The following is a 14,998-nucleotide window of genomic DNA, read 5'->3' as shown; positions in this document are numbered from 1 at the left end:
ACAACACAACAAAATGTCACATCCATTATCGGACAGAATTAACAGTTTACCAATCTCACAAACTTTAGCAATGGCTGCTAAAGCAAGAGAGTTAAAGGCAGCAGGTAAAGATATTATTAGTTTAAGTTTAGGAGAACCTGATTTTAACACGCCTGATTTTATTAAAAATGCCGCTATTGAAGCAATTAATCAAGATTATAATTCATACACTCCAGTTGATGGATATGTGGAATTAAAAGAAGCTATTTGCGTAAAATTTAAACGTGATAATGATTTAACATACGCTCCGAATCAGATTGTGGTATCAACAGGTGCAAAACAATCTATCGCAAATATTGCACAGGTATTATTAAATCCGGGTGACGAAGTTTTATTACCAGCTCCGTATTGGGTAAGTTATTCAGCAATTGCAACTTTATGTGAAGCTAAATTTGTTGAAATCCCTTCTTCTATCGATAGCGATTTTAAAATTACTCCAGCACAATTAGAAGCAGCGATTACACCTAAAACAAAAATGATTTTCTTTAACTCACCAAATAATCCAAGCGGAACTATTTACAGTGAGGCAGAATACAGAGCGTTAGCAAAAGTATTAGAAAATCATCCGCAGATATATATATTATCTGATGAAATTTACGAACACATTAACTACGGAACAAAACCATTTAGTTTTGCTGCTATCGAAAACATGTTCGATCGTACTATTACCGTAAACGGATTGGCAAAAGCCTTTGCTATGACAGGATGGAGAATTGGTTTTATTGGTGCTCCAGCATGGATTGCTAAGGCCTGTACAAAAATGCAAGGTCAAATTACATCAGGAACCAACTGTATTGCACAACGTGCTGCAATTACGGCTGTTTTAGCAGAACCTGTTAAAGTACAATATATGGTTGATGAATTTAAAACTCGTAGAGATATGATTTTAGGTTTATTAGGTGAAATTGACGGATTTAAGCTAAACGTACCAGAAGGTGCTTTTTATGTTTTTCCTGATATTTCTGCTTTCTTCGGAAAAACAGTTAAAGGAACTGAAATTAAAAATGCAAGTGATTTTTCTATGTTGCTATTAGAAGAAGCTAATGTAGCTACCGTTACAGGAGAAGCTTTTGGCGCGCCAAACTGTATTCGTATGTCGTACGCAGCATCAGAATTACAATTACGCGAAGCTGTAAAAAGAATTAAAGAAATATTGAGTTAATCTTTTAGAATTCAAACAATCTAAATAGGTTTTTATAATAAATAAGGGTAGTAATTTTAAAATTACTACCCTTATTTATTTCTTTTAAGATATTTTTACAAAGCTGTTATTTAAAGAAATACTTATAATGAACATATTACTTGCTATTATTAATATACTTTTTAACCCTTTTTCTTTTTTAATTTTTATAGCTTTTTCATTTAAAAAAAATTCGTATTTTTTTACTAAAGAAGCAACAAATGTTACAAAACTTAAACTAGTACCTTATTTATGCTTCTATTCCATTTATCTTATTGTTATACTTAGCTTAACTTATCTTTGTAGTTTATATATTGATTTTAATATTTGGGACGTTTTTGTTCCTAAAAACTTATTAATATCAGCCGTTACCTGGTTAATAACAGGGTTTACTCTGCGTGTTTATTTAAAAGGAATGGAAGGCAATATTATGGGTTTTATATTTTTTCCATTACTTGCATTATCTATCCTTACGCTAACTGTATTTAGTTTTTTTGATGTATTATCTTATCAAAAACTTTTAACACTACAACTTTCTGAATTAAAAATTAATTTTTGGATTAGACTGCTAATACATTCTTTTTGCCCATTTTATATTATCCTATTTCTTACCAATAATAATGTAGAAAAAGAGAATCCAGATTGGATAGCTCCATTGATAAGCAGTTTAATACTACAGGTTTTATTCTTTAGTATTAATTGGGTAATTATTTATTTATTTGGTAATTCACTTACGTTTTCGCAATTTTTTGGAGAAGGAGAAACCATTATCTATTATATACCAATGATTGGAGGTTTCTTGCTTTTCATTTTATTCTTTATATCTAAAATAATATCAACTAAGAAAAATGAACAATACAAATTAGAAACTATATCTTATTATGTAACCTTTATTAATTTTGGCCTTATCATCTTAGAAGCAATAAACTACCTAAACCTAATAAGTTCATCTTTTTAATGAGTAGTGCCACTACAAAACACACAATACTACTATTTAAAAAATCATCATTACAACAGCTAATCCAAAAACTGAAACCTTCAAAATTGTAGCTGTTTTACTATACAAGTTAGCGCTACTTCTTCTTAATTTATTTTTAACTCTAAATAAAGATTCAATTTTCATCGAGTTAATATTCTCTCGAATCTCTTGTTTATATGCTGATGTTAAAATTCCTCTTTCTACGACTAAATTATTTACAGTTGATTTCATGGTTGTTGATTTTTAATTGACTACACTAATTCGACGGCTATCAAAATAAAATGTTACACCACAATTTTTAAATAGCACTTAATTAATCGATAATAAAACGAAGTGACTCTTTTATAAAACTCAATATTTACGGCTTACACCAATCAACAAACACTATCAATAAACCTCAATAACTACTAGTTAAATTTAACAAACTTTAACTAAAATACACACTCTAAAATGGCACTTTAAATAAATGTTTACGCTTCTTTTTCTTTAACTTTTTTAGATATAACACTTTCTTATCATAATCAATAAAAGCTTTGCCACTTTCTAAAATATCTGCACCAATAATTCCTGTTACTTTTTCGGCATTGTGTAGTGTTAAAGCTGTATTTACATGTGTTAAATCAAACAATACTAAATTACATTGATTTGTTTTCCATTTTCCGATTTTTAATGAATTGTTATCTGATTTCCTAGTTTCCATGTCAGTTGCGCCAGCTCCAGCCGCTTTCACTTCACTCTCTTCTGATATTAACTTAAAATGTGTAATTAAATCTAGTCCTACACACGAATTCGAAGCACCAGTATCTAAAATAAACGTACCCTTTACACCATTTATTTCTGCCTTTAGCTCTAAATGATTGGTGACTATTTTTTTAAGTTTAATTTTAATATATTTCTTTTTCTTTAATATTTTTTTCAGACCTGCCATTTCTTGTACTTTTGTAACGTAAATATACAGCAATAAATGATTACCGATACTCACACACATTTATATTCAGAACAGTTTGACGAAGACAGAAACGAAATGATGCAACGCGCAAAAGAAGCGGGTGTTTCTCGTTTTTTTATTCCTGCAATTGATAGTTCGTACACAGAACGCATGTTCGATTTAGAAAAAAACTACCCAAGCGATGTGTTTTTAATGATGGGTTTACATCCTACCTCTGTTAAAGAAAATTACAAAGAAGAACTCGCACATGTAAGAGAGTGGATTGACAAGCGTAATTTTTATGCGATTGGCGAAATAGGAATCGATTTATATTGGGATAAAACATTTTTACCCCAACAACAAGAAGTTTTCAGGACTCAAATTCAATGGGCAAAAGAAAAAAAATTACCTATTGTAATTCATTGTCGTGATGCTTTTGATGAGATTTTTGAGGTATTAGAAAGTGAAAAAGGGACTGATTTATTCGGAATTTTTCATTGTTTTACAGGAACTTTAGAACAAGCACAAAAAGCTATTTCTTACAACATGAAATTAGGAATTGGAGGAGTTGCCACATTTAAAAACGGTAAAATAGATAAATTCTTAAACGAAATTGATATCAAACATATTGTTTTAGAAACCGATTCACCGTATTTAGCGCCAACTCCCTACCGAGGGAAAAGAAATGAGAGTGCTTATGTAGCTAATGTGGTAGATAAATTAGTAGATATTTACGGGTTAACTTTCAATGAAATTGCTGAAATTACCACTCAAAATTCAAAAGACATTTTTAAAGTGTAAAAAAGCATGAAAGAGATTGACAAAATCGCTTTAATTAAAATTGTAAACGGAAAAATATTAAGCACAAGATCTAAGGGAAAAAAGAAGTTTTATATTCCCGGAGGAAAAAGAGAAAGTCAGGAAACCGATCAGGAAACCCTAATTAGAGAAATTAAAGAAGAATTAAATGTAGCTATTACACCCAATACAATTATGTATTTTGGTACTTTTATAGCACAATCTGATGGCGACAAAACAGGAATTCTTGTAAAAATGACTTGTTATAAAGCTGAATATTTAGGAATACCAGAACCAACTAGTGAAATAGGAGAAATAAAATGGTTAAATTCCAACGATTTAGGCATCATTTCGGAAGTCGATAAAAAGATATTCAAGAAATTAAAAGAAAAAGGAGAGTTAACTTAATTAGTATTTTGAAAACAGAAATTACATATTACAAAACGCCTATTGGTACTGCAAAAATTGTAGGTGATGCCAACGGTATTCAAACTGTTTCTGTTATAAATGATGCGATTGAAACTTCCGCAAAAATTCCACTTTGTTTGCAAGACTGTGTTACACAGTTGAACGAATATTTTAACGGAAACAGAAAAATATTCGATTTAAAATTAAATCCACAAGGCACAGAATTTCAACAAAAGGTTTGGAATGAATTATTAAACATTCCTTTTAATAAAAGCAGCACTTATTTAAAGCAAACCAAACAAATTGGTGACCCAAAAGCAATTAGAGCAGTAGCATCTGCCAACGGCAAAAACCCTATTTGGATAATCATTCCCTGTCACCGAGTAATTGGCTCAGATGGTTCTTTAACAGGATATGCTGGCGGAATATGGCGCAAAAAATGGTTATTAGAACATGAAAGCGGCTGTAAACAACAAGTCTTATTTTAAAACTCAACATAATTATTCGAAGCTATTTCCCGCTTTTCGCACTCGCTCTCTGCGAGGAGCTCAAACAAATGCTACAATCGGGGCTAAAAACAAAAACTATCATGTAATTTCAGTGTTTTCCGTAAATCCACAACAGTAATAAACATCAACATGATGCATTTAATTTAGTTCGGCATCGCATACTGTAAAGAATATTGCATAATAAAAATTCGAACCTGAACTAAATTCAGGTTAATGGATTCAAGTTCTTATTAATTCAAATTACGTTTTTCAATAAAAAATTTCTTCAATAAAAAACCACACTCCTCTTCTAAAACACCTGTTACCACTTTCGTTTTCGGATGTAGTTTTGTTTGCAATACACTAAAACCTAATTTTGGCTCGCTGGCTCCGTATACTATTTTTCCTATTTGTGTCCAATAACTTGCCCCTGCACACATCTGGCAAGGTTCTAACGTAACATATAGCACACAATCTTTTAAATATTTTCCACCTAAAAAATCAGAAGCTGCAGTAAAAGCTTGCATTTCGGCGTGCGCAGTTACATCATTTAACATTTCTGTTAAGTTATGAGCCCTTGCTATTATTTGATCTTTAAAAACCACCACTGCACCTACAGGAACTTCTCCTTTATCAAAAGCTGTTTCAGCTTCTTGCAGCGCTTTTTTCATAAAATAAGTATCGTCAAACGGATTTATTTCCATGGTATTGGTAGTGTTTTCTACAAAAGTAGCTCAAATTAGTTATTTTTACCAAAAATTACAATTTTGATTTCTATCAACACCACCAAAAATAAAAAAGTTTATTTCGCTTCTGATCAACATTTAGGCGCACCAACTGCCGAAGCTAGCTTTCCTAGAGAACAGAAGTTTGTTCGCTGGTTAAATGAAGTTAAAGAAGATGCTGAAGCTATTTTTTTATTAGGTGATTTATTTGATTTTTGGTTTGAATATAAAACCGTGGTTCCAAAAGGATTTGTGCGTGTTTTAGGAAAATTAGCCGAAATTAAAGATAGCGGAATTCCGATTTATTTCTTCGTTGGAAATCACGATTTATGGATGGCTGATTATTTTGAGAAGGAATTAAATATCCCTGTATTTCATAGTCCACAAGAGTTTTCTATAAACGGAAAAACACTTTTAATTGGGCACGGTGATGGTTTAGGCCCAGAAGACAAAGGTTATAAACGTATGAAAAAAGTATTTACTTTTAAACCTTTTAAATGGTTATTTCGTTGGTTACATCCTGATTTAGGAGTACGATTAGGGCAATACATGTCCGTTAAAAACAAAATGATTTCTGGCGATGAAGATTTTAAATTTTTAGGAGAGGACAAAGAATGGCTGGTTCAATATTGCAAGCGCAAATTAGAAACCAAACATTATGATTATTTTATTTTTGGCCACCGTCATCTTCCTTTAGAAATTAAACTGCAAGAAAACAGTGAATATATAAACACTGGCGATTGGGTGCAATATTTTACCTACGGAGTTTTTGAAGGTGAAAAATTATCTTTAAAAAAATATAAGTCATAAAAAAAGCACCTTTTCAGGTGCTTTTTATTTATAGATAATTGTTGTTTTTTTAGAATTTAAATGCAAATCCTGCTTTAAATGTTGTTCCACTAAATCCAAATTGATTTACTTCCCAAGGATATTTAAAACGGCCTCCTAAATTCGTAGAAAGATCACCTTTAGGATCTAACACATCTGGGTAAATATCAAATAAGTTATTCACCTGTGCTGTGAAAGAAATCATATCTGAAAATTCATAACCAAAAGATAAATCAGTAATTACTTTTCCACTAAAAGTTTGATCATTAGCTGGATCTGTTGCATGTTGCCATGTTACTTCACCAAAATAAGTGTTATTTAAATTCGCTGTAAACTTATTAATTTTATAATCTGCTCCAAACAAGAACTTAGTACTTGGTCTAGCGCTAATAATTCTTGCCTGTTCTTTTCTATTAAAAATAGCATTCTTATAACCCGACAATTTCGTTGGTGTTTTTACCTCACCTTGTAATTTTGTGCTATTAAGATTTAAAGCTACGTTTAGTCCTAATTTACCTGAAGCAAAATCAATATTTTTATAACGCATTGTATAATCTATACCTTCTGTTTCAGTATCTGCAGCATTTATAAAAAACTTAATACTTGTTACACTATTGTCATCTAAAATTTGTTGCACATCAGCATTTGCATTTCCGTTATCATCTGTTCCTGTAATTTCTCCAGAAAATACAACTCTGTCAGTAATTTTAATATTATAATAATCTAATGAAATTGTAAAGTTATTAGATGCCTTTACAGTTAAACCTCCAGAGAAACTTTTAGAAGTTTCAGCAAACAATGAAGCCACTCCTAAATCTTTAATTACTGGACTTACATTATTAAATGTTCCTTGATTTGATATTACACCCGCAGTAAGCAATGTTTGCACGTTACTTAAATATACTTGATGTAAAGAAGGTGCTCTAAATCCTGTACCATATGAAGCTCGTAACACCCCTGCTTCACCTAATTTATATCTCGAGCTTACTTTCCAAGAAGTATTTCCTCCAAAATCAGAATAATTTTCATGACGAACAGCCCCAGCAATTAAGAATTTTTCAGAAACATCCCAATCTAAAGTAGCATATCCACCTATATTGGTTCTAGTTTCACTTAAAGCATTACCTGGTTGTAATCCTGGAAAAGACTGAGCTCCTCCATTAACATACGATTCTTCCTGACCAGCAGTTACATCAAATTGTTCCTGACGCCCTTCAAAACCAAGACCTATACTTACGTCCCCAAAAGAACGACTTACATCAAAATTCCCTATGATATTACTAAAAGCATACGCTCCTACATCAAAAGATGTTGGGCTAGCCAATCCTAAAGATGTATTAAAAGTGTTCCCTACTGTATATCCTACAGAATTTTTACCATAAGTAGCACTTAAATCCGCATCAAATTCACCTAACTTAAACTTAGTTCCTCCTGTAAACAAGAAATCTTTAATATCAGTTTCGAAAGTTGGTTGAAAACCTTGATAATCTCCATTACCATCGTTAAAAGGGTTGTCAGCCGGATCAGTAGGTATACCAGGAAAATAAGGTGTTCTATAAAGTGCAAAACTGCTACCTTGCCTAATATTAAACCCTCCAAAAGCATATACCTTTGTGTTTTCATTTAAAGGAAACTCAGCATTTACAAATAAATCTCCTTTTTTCATTTCTGGCAATCCAATTTGCATTCCTAAACCAGGATTGTCTTGTGTCCATTGGTTATCTATAACCCCTCCAAACAAAACATCTTTCGTAACAGAGTTAGGTCTATTTGTTTTTTCTTGATAACTCAACCCAAGTGTAGCATTTACAAAACCACCATTACCAAATGTAAATGTGTGGTTTACATCTGCTGCAGTATTAAAACCATCGCCTTCTTTTGTTACTCCAGCGCTAACATTAACTTTCGTGAAATCGATATCTTTCTTTAAAATAATATTGATAACTCCTGCAACGGCATCAGAACCGTATTGTGCAGATGCTCCATCACGTAAAACTTCAATTCTTTCGATTGCTGCTGTAGGAATACTTTTCATATCTACACCAACTTCTCCTTTACCAGGAGTGTCGTTTACATATACTAAAGCACTTTGATTTTTACGTTTACCGTTTACTAAAACCAATGTTCTACTTGGTCCTAATCCTCTTAAATCTGCTGGATCAAAGTGAGCGGTACCATCAGAAATTGCCTGAGTACTTGAGTTGTAAGAAGGTATTGCATACGTTAACATTTGAGCAATGTCTGTTTGACCAGTAGCTTCTAACTCTTTTAAACTTACATTATCAATAGGTACTGCCGAATCTAAAATAGTTCTAGGCTTCGAACGGTTACCTGTTAATACAACCTCGTTTAGAACATTTCCTTCTTTTAAAACAACGTTTACATAGTAATTTTCAAAAACTATTTGTTCCATTGATGTAAACCCTACAGAAGAAAACACCAAAGTAACTGGTAATTCTTTTACATCTAAAGAAAACTCTCCATTTTCATCTGTACTAACACCTCTTACGGTATTTTTTTTCAAAACATTCACAAAAGGAAGCGGTTCTCCACTTTCATCTATTACTTTACCTTTAATTGTTTGCCCAATTAAAGTAGAGGTAAAAGTCATTAATAAAACACATGTAAAAATTTTTAATTTTTGCATTACTGTGTTTTTTTGGTTAATTTTTATATCCATATTAAAATAGTTAATTTTTGTTAAAAATACTAATATATACAATACACAACAAGTAAATGTGTAAAATTATAACACTAAATAAATATATTTCATAATTGTAGGTTTTATTTTTTCAGCTTTAACCATACTTTAACAACGGTTATTTTCTTATTATTGTAGCTTTGTTTCACGAAAAATAAAACATATTTCAATTACTATGGATGTAGATGTAAGAGCTATCAATGAAAAGATCGAAAGAGAAAGCGCTTTTGTTGATTTATTAACAAACGAAATGAGTAAAGTTATCGTTGGTCAGAAATATATGATTGAACGATTACTTATAGGGCTTCTTGGTAACGGACACATTTTACTAGAAGGTGTACCTGGCTTAGCAAAAACCCTTGCCATTAACACTTTATCTAAAGCAGTACAAGGTAGTTTTAGTCGTGTGCAGTTTACCCCAGATTTATTACCTGCCGATATTGTTGGAACCATGATTTACAACATGAAAGAAAACGATTTCATGATTAAAAAAGGCTACCAATCTTCGCTAATTTTGTATTAGCTGATGAAATTAACCGTGCGCCTGCTAAAGTTCAATCTGCTTTATTAGAAGCAATGCAAGAGCGCCAGATTACTATTGGCGATGAAACTTTTAAGTTACAAGAACCTTTTTTAGTAATGGCAACTCAAAATCCTGTTGAACAAGAAGGAACGTATCCGCTTCCTGAAGCTCAGGTTGACCGTTTTATGTTAAAAACAGTGATTGATTATCCGAAGTTAGAAGATGAACAAAAAATTATGCGTGCCAACTTAAGTGGTGCTTTTGAAAAAGTGAATCCGGTTATTTCTGTAGACCAGATTATAAAAGCTCGTGAAGTTGTAAACGAAGTATATATGGATGAGAAAATAGAAAAATATATTCTAGACATCATATTTGCTACTCGTTATCCTGAACGCTATAATCTAGAAAAACTACAGCCTTTAATTAGTTTCGGTGCTTCGCCTCGTGGAAGTATCAATTTAGCAAAAGCAGCAAAATGTTACGCTTTTATTAAAAGAAGAGGTTATGTAATACCTGAAGATGTTCGTGCAATTGTAAACGATGTTTTACGCCACAGAATTGGAATTACGTACGAAGCAGAAGCTGAAAACATTACTTCTTTAGATATTATAAATTCAATAATTAACGAAGTACAAGTGCCATAATCAATTATCAAGAAACAACAATCAGTATTAAAAATATTGCTGATTATGAAACCTGTTAACTGACAATTGAAAAGAAATGGATACAAAAGAGTTACTAAAAAAAGTTCGTAAAATAGAAATTAAGACACGTCGTTTGTCTAATCATATTTTTGGAGGAGAATACCACTCAACCTTTAAAGGTCGTGGTATGACTTTTTCTGAAGTGCGCCAATATCAATACGGAGATGATATTAGAGCGATTGATTGGAATGTAACTGCGCGTTATAACGAACCTTATATAAAAGTTTTTGAAGAAGAACGTGAGCTTACCATGATGTTAGTGGTAGATATTTCTGGCTCTGAATCTTTTGGTACTTCTAATCAATTTAAAAAAGATACCGTTACCGAGATTGCTGCAACACTAGCTTTTTCAGCCACACAAAACAACGACAAAGTTGGATTGATTTTATTTTCTGATCAAGTAGAACTTTATATCCCTCCTAAAAAAGGGAAAAGTCATGTGTTGCGTATTATTAGAGAATTGATCGAATTTAAACCTAAAAGCAAGCAAACAGATATTAGTGAGGCTTTAAAATTCTTATCAAACATTATGAAAAAGAAAGCGATTGTTTTTTTACTTTCTGATTTTATGGATGATAATTATGAGCGCACACTAAAACTAGTTGGTAACAAACACGATGTTACTGGTATTAGGGTATATGACAAACATGATGAGGAAATTCCGAATTTAGGAATGGTACCGATGGTTGATGCTGAAACAGGAACTACACATTTAGTAAACACAAGCTCATCATCCGTAAGAAAACAATACAAAGCAAATGCCTTAAGATTAACTGATTATTTCGAAACTACTTTTAAGAAAAGCGGTTCAGGAACCATAAATACTCGCGTAGATGAAAGCTATGTGACAAAATTACTAGGTTATTTTAAACGAAAATAAAAACTATCTATTTTAATCGACAAGATAAAAATGAAGACTAAATTACTCTACATATTCTTACTTATTTATGGCGTTGGATTTTCACAATCTGACAAAATAAAAGTTGAAATTGATACCACCAATATTAGAATTGGAGAGCAATTTCAATACAAAATTTCGGTAGCTGAAACTGAAAACGTTATCCTTCCTAAATTAGAAAACTTAAAAGGATTAGAGATAATTGATACATTAAAAATAGATACTGTTAAAAATAAATTAATTCAAAAATATATTTTAACAGGTTTTGATAGTGGTGCATTTTACATTCCGCAGCAACAGGTTTTCATTAAAAACCAACCGTATTTAACAGATAGCTTGTTAATTAATGTAGCAACCGTAGCTATTGACACTACTAAAATTAAAAAATTCCCGATTAAAGGAATTAAAGGAGAAGCATATCAATTTGATGATTTTAAAAATTATTTCTGGTGGGCATTTGCTATCCTTATTGTAATAGGGTTATTACTTTATTTCTTTGTTATCAAAAAGAAAAAAGAAACAGAAGAAGAAATTATCGTTCCGTTATTACCGCCTTATGAAGAAGCTATTGAAAAACTGCAAGAGTTAGATAAAAAATTATTGTGGCAAAACAATAAAATTAAAAAATATTATAGTGAGTTAACCGAAATTGTAAGAGGTTATATAGAAAGGGAATTAAACATACCTGCACTAGAAATTACTACGGATGAATTAGTTGCTATTTTAGATGATTTAAACGAAGTTAAATCGATTGAAACAGATAAAGAAACGATTTATAAGCTACGAAAATTATTACAAGAATCCGATTTAGTAAAATTTGCGAAGTCTAAACCGATGGCACATCAAATTGAAAGCGATCGTAAAGATGCTAAAAGTGTATTAGATAATTTGAAACCTAAAAAAGAACCAATAGAAGATGAAGTGGAATAATTTTGAATTTCATAATCCCGAATTTTTATGGTTGCTGATATTAATTCCGTTATTAGCTTTCTGGAATTACTATTCTAGAAAAAAAGATAGTGCTCAATTAACAATATCAAGCGTTAAAGGTTTTAAAGTACAAGGTTCAATTTTACCGAAATTAAAACCTTTATTATACCTATTACGACTAGCTGCTTTAACATGTTTGGTTGTTGCTTTAGCCAGACCAAGAAATGTAGCAGTAAGTAAAAAAACAAAAACAAACAGAGGTATTGATATTGTTATGGCAATTGACGTATCTGCAAGTATGTTGGCTAAAGATTTAAAACCAAATCGACTAGAAGCACTTAAAAAAGTGGCGGCCGATTTTGTAAATCGTCGACCAAATGACCGTATCGGTATTGTGGTTTATGCAGGTGAAAGTTTTACTCAAACACCAATTACGAGCGACAAATCTATCATTAAAAGAACCATTTCTGAAATTAAATGGGGACAATTAGAAGGTGGAACTGCTATTGGCATGGGATTAGGATCTGCAGTAAACAGATTAAAGGAAAGCAAAGCTAAAAGTAAAGTTATTATTCTTTTAACAGATGGTGTAAACAACGCAGGTTTTGTAGATCCGAAAACAGCCACCGAACTAGCAAAAGGAAACGATATTAAAGTATATACTATCGGAATTGGAACTAATGGAATGGCAGATTTTCCTTGGGCAAAAGATCCTCGAACAGGTAAAATTTCTTTTAGAAAACAACAAGTTGAAATAGATGAAGCCTTGCTAAAACATATTGCTAATGAAACGGCTGGTAAATATTTTAGAGCCACAGATAACACGAAGTTAAAAGCTATTTATGATGAAATAGACAAGCTTGAAAAAACAAAAATAGAAGAATTTAAGTACTATAATTATACTGAAAAATATCGATTATTGGTATTTTTAGCTGGTATCTTTTTATTGCTAGAATTCACATTAAAAAACACCTTATTTAAAAGTTTTATATAAACAATGTATCGTATAGAAGAACCAATATATTTTTATCTGTTTGCAATTATTCCAATAATAATTGTTGTTTTCTTGTTGGTTTTATGGTGGAAAAAACGCACTCAGAAAAAATTCGCAAGTGCAAAAACATTCGCTAAAATCGCACCAAATTCATCTACTTTTAAATCGATTTTAAAATTGATTTTCCTTTTAATCGGACTCTCTTTTTTAATCGTTTCATTGGTGAACCCTAAAATGGGAACCAAGTTAAAAACAGTAAAACGTGAAGGTGTTGATGTAGTTTTTGCTTTAGATGTTTCTAAAAGTATGTTGGCAGAAGATATTGCGCCAAATAGATTAGAAAAATCAAAGCAAATTATTTCTAAAATTATTGATAAGTTAGGAAGTGACAGAGTCGGAATTATAATTTACGCAGGTAACGCATATCCATTATTACCAATTACCACCGATCATGCGGCGGCTAAAATGTTTTTACAAAATGCAAATCCAGATATGGTTTCGAGCCAAGGAACCGCTATTAACGAAGCCTTAAACTTAGCTAAAACTTATTATGATAACGACGAGCAAACCAATCGTTTTTTAATTATCATTTCTGATGGTGAAGATCATCAAGAGGAAACAAAACAGGTTGCTCAGAATATTTCTAACGAAGGCGTAAAAGTATATACTATTGGTGTTGGTACCGAAAAAGGAGGTCCTATTCCTATAAAATTAAATGGTGCGCTTATTGGTTACAAAAAAGACAGAAAAGGAGCAACCGTAATTACCAAAAGAACAACAACTGTTTTACAAGATATTGCTGAAGCATCCGAAGGAAAATATATTGACGGTAATAAAACGGACAATCCTGTTAAAATTATTGAAAATATTATTACCAATGCCCAAAAAAGCGAATTTGAAACAAAACAATTTTCTGATTACAAAGATCAGTTTCAATGGTTTTTAGGAATCGGATTGCTATTTTTAATTATTGATTTATTCTTTTTCGAGAAGAAAACTAAATGGGTTAAAAAAGCAGATTTATTTAACGAAGAAGGTTCATAGAACTTATTTTATAAGAAATGAAACAACTACAAAACATACTATTATTATTTTTAATGTTGATAACTATAACTGTATCAGCACAGCTAGACACCTTAAAACTACAGCGTGAAGCAAGAAGTTTGTTACGTGAAGGAAATAAACTGTACAACAAACAAAAATTTAGTGATGCTGCCATTTCTTACCGAAAAGCGCTAGGAAAAAACAGTACGTACGACAAGGCAAGCTATAATTTTGGAAATACCTTATATCAAGAAAAAAAATATAAGGAAGCTGTTGCGCAATTTGAAGTAACCGCAAAAACATCAAAAGATAAATTTGCAAAAGCCGAGGCATATCACAATATTGGAAATGCACAAATGGAGCAAAAACAATATCAACAGGCTGTAGATGCATATAAAAATGCATTAAGAAGAAATCCGAATGATGATGAAACCCGTTATAATTTAGCTGCTGCTCAAAAAGATTTAAAGAAACAGCAACAACAAGACAAAAAAGATAAGAATAAAGATAAAAAAGATAAGGACAAAAAGGATCAGAAGGACAAGAAAGATAAGGACGACAAAGACAAGCAGAAGGATAAAAAGGAAGACAAAAAGGGCGACGACAAGGACAAGAAGGATCCAAAAGACCAGAACAAGCCTAACAAGGATGACAAGAAAGACGAAAAGCAAAAGCCCAAACCTCAACAAGGAAAAATGTCTCCTGAGCAAATGAAGCAACTGCTAGAGAGCTTAAATAATGAAGAGAAGAAGACGCAAAAGAAAATGAATGTTAAAAAATCGAAAGGAAGAAAAGTAAAACAAGAAAAAGATTGGTAAATTTCCGATTTTT

At 31.6% G+C, this 14,998-nt stretch carries 15 protein-coding genes and 1 pseudogene; 12 read left to right on the top strand and 4 right to left on the bottom strand.

The annotated features are described in order from the left end of the window. Positions 1 to 13 precede the first annotated feature (13 nt). Together PG912_RS01310 and PG912_RS01305 are read left to right on the top strand one after the other, a co-directional pair. The gene (locus PG912_RS01310) at positions 14 to 1,201 is read left to right on the top strand and encodes a pyridoxal phosphate-dependent aminotransferase (protein WP_275688178.1); all 1,188 of its coding nucleotides are present in this window, start codon (positions 14 to 16) and stop codon (positions 1,199 to 1,201) included. A 127-nt stretch (positions 1,202 to 1,328) separates the two neighbouring features. After that, complete coding sequence (locus PG912_RS01305) at positions 1,329 to 2,177, top strand: hypothetical protein (RefSeq protein WP_275688177.1); 849 nt, start codon at positions 1,329 to 1,331, stop codon at positions 2,175 to 2,177. A gap of 36 nt (positions 2,178 to 2,213) precedes the next feature. Here the strand turns inward: PG912_RS01305 and PG912_RS01300 are convergent, their stop codons facing one another. Together PG912_RS01300 and PG912_RS01295 are read right to left on the bottom strand one after the other, a co-directional pair. Continuing rightward, on the bottom strand, positions 2,214 to 2,429 hold the full coding sequence (locus PG912_RS01300; protein ID WP_275688176.1) for a hypothetical protein: 216 nt from the start codon (positions 2,427 to 2,429) through the stop codon (positions 2,214 to 2,216). Positions 2,430 to 2,643: 214 nt separating this feature from the next. Further along, positions 2,644 to 3,126 (bottom strand): retropepsin-like aspartic protease, encoded by a 483-nt coding sequence (locus PG912_RS01295; protein WP_275688175.1) that lies wholly within the window; start codon positions 3,124 to 3,126, stop codon positions 2,644 to 2,646. A 36-nt stretch (positions 3,127 to 3,162) separates the two neighbouring features. Between PG912_RS01295 and PG912_RS01290 the strand changes: the two genes are divergently transcribed. The 3 genes from PG912_RS01290 to PG912_RS01280 are packed head-to-tail and all read left to right on the top strand — an operon-like array spanning position 3,163 to position 4,820. Beyond that, positions 3,163 to 3,927 (top strand): TatD family hydrolase, encoded by a 765-nt coding sequence (locus PG912_RS01290; RefSeq protein ID WP_260585646.1) that lies wholly within the window; start codon positions 3,163 to 3,165, stop codon positions 3,925 to 3,927. A 6-nt stretch (positions 3,928 to 3,933) separates the two neighbouring features. Continuing rightward, positions 3,934 to 4,332, top strand: a complete 399-nt coding sequence (locus PG912_RS01285; protein WP_275688174.1) for an NUDIX hydrolase — start codon at positions 3,934 to 3,936, stop codon at positions 4,330 to 4,332. An 8-nt stretch (positions 4,333 to 4,340) separates the two neighbouring features. Beyond that, entirely contained in the window at positions 4,341 to 4,820 is a 480-nt protein-coding gene (locus PG912_RS01280) for a methylated-DNA--[protein]-cysteine S-methyltransferase (protein WP_275688173.1), read from the top strand. Between the two features lie 251 nt (positions 4,821 to 5,071). On the opposite strand, the gene PG912_RS01275 is transcribed toward PG912_RS01280, so the two are convergent. Then, positions 5,072 to 5,524: a nucleoside deaminase gene (locus PG912_RS01275; protein ID WP_260585643.1), complete on the bottom strand. Its 453-nt coding sequence runs from the start codon at positions 5,522 to 5,524 to the stop codon at positions 5,072 to 5,074. A gap of 63 nt (positions 5,525 to 5,587) precedes the next feature. On the opposite strand from PG912_RS01275, the gene PG912_RS01270 reads away from it, so the two are divergent. Next, positions 5,588 to 6,355, top strand: a complete 768-nt coding sequence (locus PG912_RS01270; RefSeq protein WP_260585642.1) for a UDP-2,3-diacylglucosamine diphosphatase — start codon at positions 5,588 to 5,590, stop codon at positions 6,353 to 6,355. A 49-nt stretch (positions 6,356 to 6,404) separates the two neighbouring features. Here the strand turns inward: PG912_RS01270 and PG912_RS01265 are convergent, their stop codons facing one another. Next, positions 6,405 to 9,020: a TonB-dependent receptor gene (locus PG912_RS01265; protein ID WP_275688172.1), complete on the bottom strand. Its 2,616-nt coding sequence runs from the start codon at positions 9,018 to 9,020 to the stop codon at positions 6,405 to 6,407. Positions 9,021 to 9,249: 229 nt separating this feature from the next. Between PG912_RS01265 and PG912_RS01260 the strand changes: the two are divergent. From PG912_RS01260 to PG912_RS01235, 6 genes and pseudogenes are all read left to right on the top strand, one after another. Continuing rightward, a pseudogene (locus tag PG912_RS01260) lies at positions 9,250 to 10,241 on the top strand (AAA family ATPase). A 76-nt stretch (positions 10,242 to 10,317) separates the two neighbouring features. Continuing rightward, a complete protein-coding gene (locus PG912_RS01255; RefSeq protein WP_275688171.1) occupies positions 10,318 to 11,181 on the top strand; it encodes a DUF58 domain-containing protein in 864 nt (287 codons plus the stop codon). 30 nt (positions 11,182 to 11,211) lie between these two features. After that, a complete protein-coding gene (locus tag PG912_RS01250; protein ID WP_275688170.1) occupies positions 11,212 to 12,129 on the top strand; it encodes a hypothetical protein in 918 nt (305 codons plus the stop codon). Next, positions 12,116 to 13,123 carry a vWA domain-containing protein gene (locus tag PG912_RS01245; RefSeq protein WP_275688169.1) on the top strand — a complete coding sequence of 336 codons (1,008 nt, stop codon included), beginning with the start codon at positions 12,116 to 12,118 and terminating at the stop codon, positions 13,121 to 13,123. The genes PG912_RS01250 and PG912_RS01245 overlap by 14 nt, the downstream gene beginning before the upstream one ends. Before the next feature lie 3 nt (positions 13,124 to 13,126). After that, positions 13,127 to 14,167, top strand: a complete 1,041-nt coding sequence (locus PG912_RS01240; RefSeq protein ID WP_275688168.1) for a vWA domain-containing protein — start codon at positions 13,127 to 13,129, stop codon at positions 14,165 to 14,167. Between the two features lie 17 nt (positions 14,168 to 14,184). Then, the gene (locus PG912_RS01235) at positions 14,185 to 14,985 is read left to right on the top strand and encodes a tetratricopeptide repeat protein (RefSeq protein ID WP_275688167.1); all 801 of its coding nucleotides are present in this window, start codon (positions 14,185 to 14,187) and stop codon (positions 14,983 to 14,985) included. Positions 14,986 to 14,998: the final 13 nt, after the last annotated feature.

Source organism: Tenacibaculum retecalamus, from assembly GCF_027941755.1.
Lineage (GTDB): Bacteria > Bacteroidota > Bacteroidia > Flavobacteriales > Flavobacteriaceae > Polaribacter > Polaribacter haliotis_B.
This window is presented reverse-complemented; position numbering and strand designations above follow the sequence as displayed.